6 protein-coding genes and 2 pseudogenes are annotated in these 10110 nt (G+C 60.3%); 5 read left to right on the top strand and 3 right to left on the bottom strand.

The window, feature by feature from the left end; translation table 11 throughout:
• Window positions 1-101: 101 nt before the first annotated feature.
• From LJU32_27565 to LJU32_27555, 3 genes and pseudogenes are all read left to right on the top strand, one after another.
• Window positions 102-761, top strand: coding sequence for a paraquat-inducible protein A (locus tag LJU32_27565; GenBank protein ID WKV88980.1), 660 nt, complete (start codon window positions 102-104; stop codon window positions 759-761).
• Complete coding sequence (locus LJU32_27560) at window positions 748-1371, top strand: paraquat-inducible protein A (protein ID WKV88979.1); 624 nt, start codon at window positions 748-750, stop codon at window positions 1369-1371. The genes LJU32_27565 and LJU32_27560 overlap by 14 nt, the downstream gene beginning before the upstream one ends.
• Window positions 1364-3665, top strand: a pseudogene (locus LJU32_27555) (MlaD family protein). Before LJU32_27560 ends, LJU32_27555 begins: the two are co-directional and overlap by 8 nt.
• A 188-nt stretch (window positions 3666-3853) precedes the next feature.
• Here the strand turns inward: LJU32_27555 and LJU32_27550 are convergent.
• The 3 genes and pseudogenes from LJU32_27550 to LJU32_27540 form a co-directional block, all read right to left on the bottom strand.
• Window positions 3854-6693: pseudogene (locus LJU32_27550) on the bottom strand (chromosome partitioning protein ParA).
• The gene (locus LJU32_27545) at window positions 6690-7391 is read right to left on the bottom strand and encodes a chromosome partitioning protein (protein ID WKV88978.1); all 702 of its coding nucleotides are present in this window, start codon (window positions 7389-7391) and stop codon (window positions 6690-6692) included. The pseudogene LJU32_27550 and the gene LJU32_27545 overlap by 4 nt, the downstream one beginning before the upstream one ends.
• Window positions 7381-8661 carry a hypothetical protein gene (locus LJU32_27540; GenBank protein ID WKV88977.1) on the bottom strand — a complete coding sequence of 427 codons (1281 nt, stop codon included), beginning with the start codon at window positions 8659-8661 and terminating at the stop codon, window positions 7381-7383. The genes LJU32_27545 and LJU32_27540 overlap by 11 nt, the downstream gene beginning before the upstream one ends.
• Window positions 8662-8893: 232 nt before the next feature.
• Between LJU32_27540 and LJU32_27535 the strand changes: the two genes are divergently transcribed.
• Window positions 8894-9640: an energy transducer TonB gene (locus tag LJU32_27535; GenBank protein ID WKV91219.1), complete on the top strand. Its 747-nt coding sequence runs from the start codon at window positions 8894-8896 to the stop codon at window positions 9638-9640.
• Window positions 9633-10085 (top strand): ribosomal protein S18-alanine N-acetyltransferase, encoded by a 453-nt coding sequence (gene rimI / locus LJU32_27530; GenBank protein WKV88976.1) that lies wholly within the window; start codon window positions 9633-9635, stop codon window positions 10083-10085. Before LJU32_27535 ends, rimI begins: the two co-directional genes overlap by 8 nt.
• The last annotated feature ends 25 nt before the right edge of the window (window positions 10086-10110 follow it).

Genomic DNA, 10110 nt, shown 5'->3' with positions numbered 1-10110 from the left:
GCCTGCGAGAAAGTTTTCAGCGTTACGGCGAACAAAATTGCACAGTTATTTTCGAATCAGAACACTAGAATAGCCCCATCTTTATCGGAGCCAGAGCCTGTATGTCAGAATCGGTTGACGCCCCCGGGCTGTCAGATTTACCGCTGGAAGACTTGATAGCCTGCCACGAGTGCGACCTGCTGATGCGCAAGCCGACACTTGCCCATGGTGAGAAAGCGCTCTGCCCGCGTTGTGGTTATGAGTTATACGCCCACCGCCATAACGTGGTGCAGCGCAGCCTCGCCCTGGTGATCGCGGCGTTATTACTTTACGTACCGGCAAACTTTTTACCCATCATGCAACTCAATATCCTCGGGCAATCGTCGCAGGATACGGTCTGGAGTGGCGTGGTCGGTCTGTTCAACACCGACATGCAAGGAGTGTCGATTGTCGTCTTCCTTTGCAGCATGGCCATACCGTTACTCAAGTTGTTGTGCCAGCTGTTTGTGTTACTGACGATTCGTTTCGAAGTCGGCCGAAGCTACGGTTTGCTGCTCTATCGTATTTACCACCACCTCAGAGACTGGGGCATGCTCGAGGTCTACCTCATGGGCGTCCTCGTCGCGATCGTGAAGCTTGCGGACATGGCAGCCATCACCGTCGGCCTCGGGCTGGCATGTTTCATTGGCTTGTTGTTGGTACAAGTCTGGCTGGAGGTGGTGATGTCACCGCATCAGATCTGGCAGGCATTATCAGGAGAGGATGCCCATGCGGGCGATTGATGCGGGCATTCTGGTCTGCACCGAATGTCACGAGCTGAACAAGCAGGAAGCTGACGTCGACGAGCAGAACTGCACCCGTTGTGGCGCGCAGGTTCACGCTCGCCGCCCGAACAGCCTGACCCGTACCTGGGCGCTGTTGATCACGGCAGCAATTATCTACATTCCGGCGAATGTCTTGCCGATCATGACGGTCAGCTCTCTGGGTCAGGGTGATCCGAGCACCATCATGTCCGGGGTTATTCAACTGGTGCAGCACGGCATGATTCCGATCGCGGCCGTGGTGTTCATCGCCAGTATTCTGGTGCCGACCTTCAAACTGGTCGGCATCGCGCTGTTGCTGTTTTCTGTGCAGCGTCGGCAACCATTATCGGCCCGCCAGCGTATCTGGATGTACCGTTTCATCGAGTTCATTGGCCGTTGGTCGATGCTCGATATTTTTGTGATCGCCATTCTCGTGGCGGTCGTCAACTTCGGCCGGATAGCCAGTGTCGAAGCCAACCTGGGCGCCGTCGCCTTCGCCTCTGTGGTGATTCTGACGATGCTCGCGGCAGTTACTTTCGATCCCCGACTGATTTGGGATAACACGGAGTCGGACGACGACCATGACTGATTTGCCTGTAGCGAAAACCCGACCCGCTTCGAACTGGTCGGCCATTTGGGTGCTGCCTCTGATCGCGCTGATCATCGGCGGCTGGCTCGGCTGGCGTGCTTATTCCGAGACCGGTATAGAGATTCAGGTGCGCTTCGAAAGCGGCGAAGGCATCCAGGCCAACAAGACTGAAGTGGTCTACAAAGGCATGCCGGTCGGCAAGGTCAAAACGCTCAAGCTCGACGATGAAGGCAACTCCAAAGGCGTGATCGCCACCATCGAAATGAACAAGGACGTCGAGCAGTACCTGAAGACCAGCACACGGTTCTGGCTGGTCAAGCCGAGCGTGACCCTGGCCGGTATCACCGGTCTGGAGACATTGGTCTCGGGTAACTACGTTGCCATCAGTCCCGGTGAAGGCGAGCCGGTGCGCAAATTCAAGGCATTGGCCGAAGAGCCGCCGCTGTCCGACGCCAAGCCCGGTCTGCACCTGACCATCAAGGCCGATCGCCTCGGTTCTCTGAATCGTGGCAGCCCGGTGTTCTACAAGCAGATCAAAGTTGGCCAAGTCAAAAGCTATGTGCTTTCCGAGGATCAGAGCACTGTTGAGCTGAAAGTGTTCATCGAGCCGACCTACGCCAAACTGGTGCGCAAGCACACGCGTTTCTGGAACGCCAGCGGCATCAGCATCGACGCCAACCTGTCCGGCGTGAAAGTGCGCAGCGAATCCCTGGCCAGCATCGTCGCCGGTGGTATCGCGTTCGCGACGCCGGAGAATCGCAAGGACAGTCCGGCAACCGATCCGAGCCTCCCGTTCCGTCTCTATGAAGACTTTGACGCTGCCGCTGCCGGGATTCGCGTGAAGGTCAAGCTCAGCGATTTCGAAGGTCTGCAGGCGGGTCGCACGCCGGTGATGTACAAAGGTATTCAGGTCGGCAACCTGAAAGCGTTGAAGGTCGATCCGGACCTGAACAGCGCCACCGCCGAGCTGACCCTTGATCCGTTGGCCGAAGACTATCTGGTGGAGGGCACGCAGTTCTGGGTGGTCAAACCGTCGATTTCCCTTGCCGGTATTACCGGCCTGGAAGCGCTGGTAAAAGGTAACTACATCGCCGTGCGTCCGGGTGACAAAGGCGCCGCGCCAAAGCGGGAATTCGAAGCACGACCAAAAGCTCCGCCGCTGGACCTGCGATCGCCGGGCCTGCATCTGGTGCTGTTCACCGATTCGCTCGGCTCGATCGATGTCGGCAGCCCGATTCTGTACAAGCAGGTCAAGGTCGGTTCGGTGCAGAGCTACCAGTTCTCCCGAACCAAGAAGCAACTGGTCATCGGCGTACACATCGAGAAGGAATACGAAAACCTGGTCAACGCCTCGACGCGCTTCTGGAACGTCAGCGGCATTACCCTCACCGGTGGCTTGACCGGCGGCATTCAGGTGAAGAGTGAATCCCTGCAAACCCTGATGGCCGGCGGTATTGCATTCGAAACACCGCAAGCCAATGCGCCGTTGAAGAAACGCATCCCGCGCTTCCGTCTGTTCGCCGATCATGACGAGGCGAACAAGAAAGGTGCGGTAGTGACTATTAAAGTCGATCGCGCTGACGGTTTGAGCAGCGGCACGCCGGTGCGTTTCAAGGGGCTGGATGTTGGCAAGATCGAGAGCGTGGATCTCACCGACGACATGCAGTCGGTGATCCTCACCGCACGCATCACCGAAGTGCCGGAGAAAATTGCGCGGGTCGGCAGTCAGTTCTGGGTGGTCAAGCCGGAGCTGGGCCTGATCAAGACGCAGAATCTGGAAACCCTGGTCACCGGCAAATACATCGAAGTCCAGCCAGCGGCGAAAATCTCGGGCCGCAAAAAACTTCGTTGCTTTGGCCGAGGTGCCGGAAGTCACCAAACAGGAAGCCGGTTTGAGTCTGGTGTTGAGCGCTGCACGTCGTGGTTCGCTGAAGCCCGGCGTACCAGTCACCTATCGTGAAATCACCGTCGGCAAGGTGACCGGTTATGAGTTGGGCCAGACCGCTGACCGTGTATTGGTGCACATCCTGATCGAGCCGAAGTATGCGCCATTGGTGCGCAGCGGCAGCCGCTTCTGGAACACCAGCGGTGTGGGCTTCGATTACGGTTTATTTAAAGGCGTGACGGTGCGAACCGAGTCGCTGGAGACGCTGATTCAAGGTGGTATTGCCTTCGCCACCCCGGACGGTGAACGCATGGGCAACCCGGCGCGGGCCGAGCAGACGTTCCCGTTGTTCGACAAGTTCGAGGATGAATGGCTGACGTGGGCGCCGAGGATTCAGCTCGGTAAGTAACCTGAAGTTTATGGGGCGTCTATCAAGACGCCTTCGCGAGCAAGCTCGCTCCCACATTTTGTATGCGTTTCTATGTGGGAGCGAGCTTGCTCGCGAAGAGGCCCTCTGATTCAACCCAAATCCCAGACGATAAAAAGGGCCGCGATCCCAGCAGATCGCGGCCCTTTTTTGCCTTCAGCTAAAGCCGATCAAACCGCATCCAGCTCCGGCTCATCCGCCTGCACATTCAGCGTGGCCTTGACCACATCGTGGCGGCGGATGTACTTCCAGTCCGCCTCATCGATGTAGATCCCGGCCGGGCCGCTGCCGCCTTCCAGGTCGATCGCGACACTGGCGCAGACCTGCGGCTTCACGCTCGCCAGAATCGGCACGAAGCCCAGTTGCAGACTGGTTTCAAGCAGCGCCGCCTGGTTCTTCTCGTCGATATCCGCCGCCTCGTCGAGGTAGTACGGTAGACGCACGCGACCGGCCAGATCGCGATCCATCAAATGCAGCAACAAGTACATGTTGGTCAGCGCCTTGATGGTCATGGTCGTACCGTTGGACGCCGCGCCGTCGATGTCGGTGTGGATGACCGGTTGGCCGTTGACCTTGGTGATCTCGAAGGCGAGTTCGAACAAGTCCTTGAGACCGAGCTGGTTGTGGTTGGCCGCCACCAGCCGTGCCAGATATTCCTTGGCCTCTTCGTTCTTGTTGTCCTGCTCGGCGCTCTGGCTGAGGTCAAACACCGACAGGGTTTCGCCTTCCTCATACTGCCCGGCGCTGTGGATGATCTGGTCGATGTGCTTGAGCGCTTCCTTGTTCGGCGCGAGGACGATGCGGAAGCTCTGCAGGTTGGAAACCTGACGCTTGTTGATCTCGCGGTTGAACAGCGCCAGTTGATGCTCGAGGCTGTCGTAGTCGCTGCGAATGTTGCGCAGGGTGCGGGCGATGTCGGTGACCGCCGCGCGCCGCGCCTTGCCGAGGGTCAGGGCCTCATCGGTGCGGTGCGCGTAAGCGTTGATCAGCAGCGACAGACGCCGCTCCATGTCGTCTTCGCTGTCGAACTTGGCCACGCCTTTGAGACGCACCTGCGCGTACAGTGCCTCGATCTGGCCATCGGCACGCAGCAGACCCTGCCAGCTGTCCTGATAGTCGTTGAGCAGCGGCAGTAGGTTGTCCATCGAATCGTCGACCGGATCCATGAACGGCGTACCGAACGGCAGATCCGCCGGCAGCAACTGACGACGACGCAAGGCATCGTCGAGGGTGCGTTGCTTGGCTTCCATGTCGGCAATCTGTCGGCCGACCAGTTGCAGCTTGGCCGACAGTTGCTGGACGCGCTCGGTGAACGCATCGCTGGAGCGCTTGAGTTCGTCCTGCGCGGCTTCCATCTGCGCCAGTTGCTCGAGCTTGTCGCCTTCTTCGGCGCTCAGCGTCTGGGTGCGACGGAAATCTTCCAGCGCCTTCTGTGCGTCCAGCACCTGCTGGTACAGCGCTTCGGTCTGGGTCTTGCTCGCGGCGCGGTCGGCGGCCACGGCTTGTTGGGTTTTCAGTTGCTTGAGTTCTTTTTCCAGACGCTCTTTCTGATCGCGCAGCGCGGCGCGGTCAGCCAGCGCTTGCAAGGCCGGCGGCTCGATGTGCGAGATGTCGATCGACAGGCCCGGCACTTCGAAACGCTCGCCTTTGAAGCCGTCAAGAATCAGCTCGACCGATTTGACCCACTCGCCGTTCTCGTCGAGGGTGATGCCGTGCTCGCCCAGCGGCAGGCTGAACAGCGCGCTATTGAACAGACGCATCAGGCGTTCGACGTCCTGTTGCGAGAACTCTTCGCGCAGGCGGGCGTAGCTGTTGTTATCAGCGTGATCGAGTTGCTGCTTCACCGACTTCAGGCGTTTTTCCAGATCGCGCAGACGCTCTTCCAGATCTTCGGCGCTGAACTGACGCGACTGCGCCAAGGCACCGGCCAGTTCGTCGTGAGCGTCCTTGGCGGCGAGCAATTGTTGCTCGAGCACTTTGACGTCATCGACCAGGGCGAAGCGGTTCTTTAATACCGACAGCTCACCGAGCCAGCGCTGAATGCCGGAAATTTCCCGCTCCAGACGCATCAATTCCTGAGTGCCGCCGCGCTGATCGTTTTGCAGATCGTCCTGCTCGCGACGGTAGTGCTCGGCCTGGATGGTCAGCTCTTCCTTACGCGCCGTGGCGTAGTCCGACCAGGTGCCGAGCAGGGAATCGAGTAGCGGCGACAGGCGATGCAGTTTGCCGCGCAGCACGTCGCGCTGTTTCACGCCGTTGGCCAAGGCTTCGACCAATGGGCCGGCGGCGACCAGCGAGTTGTAGTCCTGTTCCATGCGCCGCACGTCGCGGAAGGCTTCTTCGCACGCGGCGATGTAATCGACGCTGCCCGAACGCAGGCTGTGCTCGAAGGCATCGAGGAACAGTTGCTTGAGCTTGGCCGCGGTGATTTCGCGCATGTGCAGCAGGTTGATGAACAGCGCGCGGAAGGTCTTCAGGCTCTGCTCGCTGGTGGAGCGCAGCGGGATCAGCGTCAGGTCGAGCGGGATCGACGTGTGGCCGCCAACCAGCAAGCGGCGCAGTTCGTCCGGCTTGAGCTCGTAAGCCTTCAGGCCTTCTTTTTCGAGATTGCTGAACAGTTCTTTCTGGCGCAGGCAGGTGTCGTTTTTCTGGTAGTGGGCCAGATCGAGCTTGCCGGCGTAGGCGAAGAACTGGTGCCCGAAACCGCCCCCGGGCCGCGACCGACCACGCCGATCACGTGCGGGCCGTGGGGCAGGTTGACTTCGACGAGGATGTAACTGGTGTCGGAGGCGAAGTAGAAACGCCGCGATTGCTCGAGGCTGTACTTGCCGAAACTCATGTCCGACATGCGCGCCAGAATCGGAAACTGCAAGGCGTTGATCGACGCCGACTTGCCGAGGTTGTTCGCGCCATAAACCGACAGCGGTTCTTCCAGCGGGAACAGGCCAAGGCTGTAACCGGCGGTGTTCAAAAGGGCAAAGCGGCGGATGCCGTAGCGTTCCTGGCTCATGCATCGGACTCCTGTTCTTCGGCAATGGCGCGGGCCAGTGCGTCTTCTTCGCTTTCTTCTTCAAATTCGGAAAGATCGAGCGGATCGTCGGTTTCGAGGAATTTCGCTTCGGCTTCTTCGTCGATCAGCACCGGCGCCGGCAGCGGCAGAACGCTGTGCACGCTGGCCGCCAGGTCGCGGTCCTGCTGTACCGACAGGCACACGTCGAGGAAACGGTGCATTGGCGGCAGGAAGCGGTAGACACCGTTTTCTTCGCCGGCAAAACCGAGCTGAGTCATGCGGCGCATGATTTTTTCTTCGAGTTCTTCGACGGTCTGCACTTCGGCCTGAATGAACAGATCGCGGTACTTGTCCAGCAGCGACGGCAACTCTTCGCGGCCAAGGCTGCCGCCGTCGAGCACGGCAATCGGGTCGCGGCCCTGATCGGCCAGGTGCTCGACGAGGATGAAGGTGAATAGCGCCAGTCGCTGGGCGGTCTTGTTCACCGCTGCGGCGGCCATGTCCGGCACGAAGTAGTAGAAACCACGGGTGTCGCAGACCAGTTCAAAGCCCAGCGCCTTGAACAGCGTGCGGTACTGGTCCTGGAAATTCGACAATTGCGCGTACAGCTCGGGATCACGACGGCTGACGTGGTAACCCTTGAACAACTCGCGGAAGATCGGCGCCAGTTGCGACAGTTCGGAAAGATCAAGATGCATTTGGGATGCTCGCAGAATTCTCGGCGGCGGTGTCGCTGGCCGAGAGCAGGGCGAAGGAGCGCAGGCTGACCTGATGCTCGTGAGTGTGATATTCGCGACGTTCCAGACGCTCGCGCTTGAAGCGTTTTTCCCGCGACAGGCGCGAGAACCAATAAAGCAATTCGTCGGTGGCGCCGTCCGGTTCCTGCTCCAGCAGCCAGGTCATCAGATCCGGCATCGGCAGCGATTCTTCGCAGCGATCGACCATCTCGCGCACGGTGCGCGGTGCACGTGGAGCGTCGCCAGCCTTCTGGGTTTTGTGCGCCTTGGGGAAGCGCGCCGGTTTCGGCTCGAAACGCGCCAGCGCGTAGACGTAGGCTTCGACCTGACTGGCGCTGCCCAGGAAAGTGCTCTGTGGGCGGGTGAACAGCGGCATTGCGGCTTGCGGCACGGCGTCGATGCCTTTGCGGCGAATTGCCGCCAGTGCCAGTGCGGCGCCACGGGTCACGGCGTTGTGCCGACGCGCTTCTTCACGCAACGGCAGCAACAGTTCGCGGGCATGACGCAGAGTCAACTGCGCGCTGGTCTGCATTTCGAGAATGCGCGCGTGGGTGCGCAGGAGCATGTCGTCATCGACCAGATGGCCGAGGCGCTGCTGTTCGCTGAGCATCTTCAGCAGCACGGTTTCGACCTTGCGCACGCCTTGTTCGAAGGCGCCGTCGGCGTTGACCAGATCAATCATCGGCTCGACGTATTCGTCCCACGTCGCCAGCACTTCGGCGTAACGCTGACGCAATGGAATCTGCCGGTCGCTGGTCTTCGCCCGTTCGGCGACTGCCACCAAGGCCTGTTCATCGTTGTCGAGTTTTTTCAGTACGTCGCGCACGCGCATGTCGAGCAAACGCAGCTGGCGCGCCAGATCGTTGCCGTCGCGAACGTCGAAGGCGTCCTGGATGTAACCGGCCAGACGTTCGAGGTGACGCAGGTAGGCTTCGATTTCCAGGCACAGACCGAGGCGGTGTTCGCGGCGCAGATAGGCGAGGAAGTCGTGGATCTGCGCGTTGAGCTCGAAGCGGTTCGGGCTTTTCGCCACCGGAACCAGAATATCGAGGCGAATCCACACGTCGAGCAGGCTGGTGATGTCCTGCGGCGTGCTGTCGAGTTGTTGGGCGGCCAGTTGCGTGCGCAGTTCGTTGAGGCTCAGGGTGCCTTGGTCGAAGTGCTCGCACAGTGGCTCCAGAAGTGCCCAGTGTTCAGCGAGGGCGCGCAAGACGCGCTTGGGTTCGATCATCGGAATGGCCGGCTGGTTGGCGGTTAAAAGCGGCGATTGTACTGCATCACAGGCGTGGCGATTCACTCTCGGGACGGGCTGTCGCATTCTTTGCTCGAAGCGCAGTGGCGCAGGCTAGCGATCAACAGCAAGCGATCTTGTGCGAAGGGCGGTAGAATCAGCGCACTTTTCGTTATCCACAAGTGGCCGACCTTTGCTTATCGAGTCCCGCCGCCGCGCCTGTTTGAACGCCATGCAGGTGGTCAACTGGCTGCCGCGCACCGAACTGCCTTTCGCCGCACCGTCGCGGCCCGAGCTGCTGGAGATGCCCGAGCCTGAGCTTGAGTTGCCGGTCGCTCCGGCGCCCCAGGCCGAAGCACCGGCGCAGCCTGCCGTGCGTCAGGCCGAACGGCCGAAAGTCGAAGTGCCGCGCCCGTCGCTGGCCAGCACCCGCAACGGCGCCAAACCGGTGGAAGAAGTCGACGAGACGCCGGTGGTGGTCAAGCCAGCGCCAGTGCCGCCACCGCGTTTCGCCCTGCAACTGCTGCGCGCCGGGCGTTGCCTTCTGCTGGTCGAGTTACCCACAGGCGAAGCGTTTCAGAGTCGCGATCCGGCCTACCTGCTGCTCAAGGACATGCTGCGCGCCGCTGGTCTGCCGGATGCGCCGCAAATCGTCGGCGAACCGGTGCGCTGGCCGTGGCTCAATCGCGGCACGCTGGATCAAGGCCCGGAAGCGGCGCGCGACTTCGTGCAGGGTTTTCTCTCGGTGCAGATGGAAGCGGCGCCCTGCGCCTGTCTGTGGCTGATCGGCCTGCCGGCGGTGAAATTTGCCGGGGAAGCGGACGCCGAAGCGTTCAATAGTGAATTGCAGATCGAAGGTCTGGGCCTGGCCTGGGCGATTCCCGGTCTGGAACTGTTAATGGAAGAGCCACAGCGCAAGGCCGCTGTCTGGCAAGCCATGCGTCGGCTGATGGCGCGCTGGAAACAATCCGATGAGTGAGGCTGTAACCTTTCGCCCGATGACCGAGGCGGACCTGGACGCTGTGTTGAAGATCGAATACGCCGCGTACAGCCATCCGTGGACCCGGGGCATCTTTCTCGATGGCTTGGGCAAATACCAGATCTGGCTGATGTTCGAAGGGCAGCAGCAGGTGGGCCACGGTGTGGTGCAGATCATTCTTGATGAGGCGCACCTGCTCAATATAACCGTCAAGCCGGAAAATCAGGGGCGCGGGTTGGGCCTGACGTTGCTTGAGCATTTGATGTCGCGGGCGTATGCGGCCGAGGCTCGGGAATGCTTTCTCGAAGTGCGCGACAGCAACACGGCTGCGTTCAAGTTGTATGAGCGGTATGGCTTCAACGAGATCGGCCGGCGTCGCGATTATTATCCGGCGGTGGGTGGGCGTGAGGATGCGGTGGTGATGGCCTGTACCCTTGTTGACTGAGACCCTGTAGATACTCTGTTCACGG

The organism is Pseudomonas sp. B21_DOA (assembly GCA_030544685.1).
GTDB classification, from domain to species: domain Bacteria; phylum Pseudomonadota; class Gammaproteobacteria; order Pseudomonadales; family Pseudomonadaceae; genus Aquipseudomonas; species Aquipseudomonas fluorescens_AO.
This window is presented reverse-complemented; position numbering and strand designations above follow the sequence as displayed.

What these genes read in the sequence shown, in the direction of transcription:
- LJU32_27565 (WKV88980.1), top strand. Translation starts at nt 102, where the DNA reads ATGTCAGAATCGGTTGACGCCCCCGGGCTGTCAGATTTACCGCTGGAA.
- LJU32_27560 (WKV88979.1), top strand. Translation starts at nt 748, where the DNA reads ATGCGGGCGATTGATGCGGGCATTCTGGTCTGCACCGAATGTCACGAG.
- LJU32_27545 (WKV88978.1), bottom strand. Translation starts at nt 7,391, where the DNA reads ATGCATCTTGATCTTTCCGAACTGTCGCAACTGGCGCCGATCTTCCGC.
- LJU32_27540 (WKV88977.1), bottom strand. Translation starts at nt 8,661, where the DNA reads ATGATCGAACCCAAGCGCGTCTTGCGCGCCCTCGCTGAACACTGGGCA.
- LJU32_27535 (WKV91219.1), top strand. Translation starts at nt 8,894, where the DNA reads ATGCAGGTGGTCAACTGGCTGCCGCGCACCGAACTGCCTTTCGCCGCA.
- rimI (WKV88976.1), top strand. Translation starts at nt 9,633, where the DNA reads ATGAGTGAGGCTGTAACCTTTCGCCCGATGACCGAGGCGGACCTGGAC.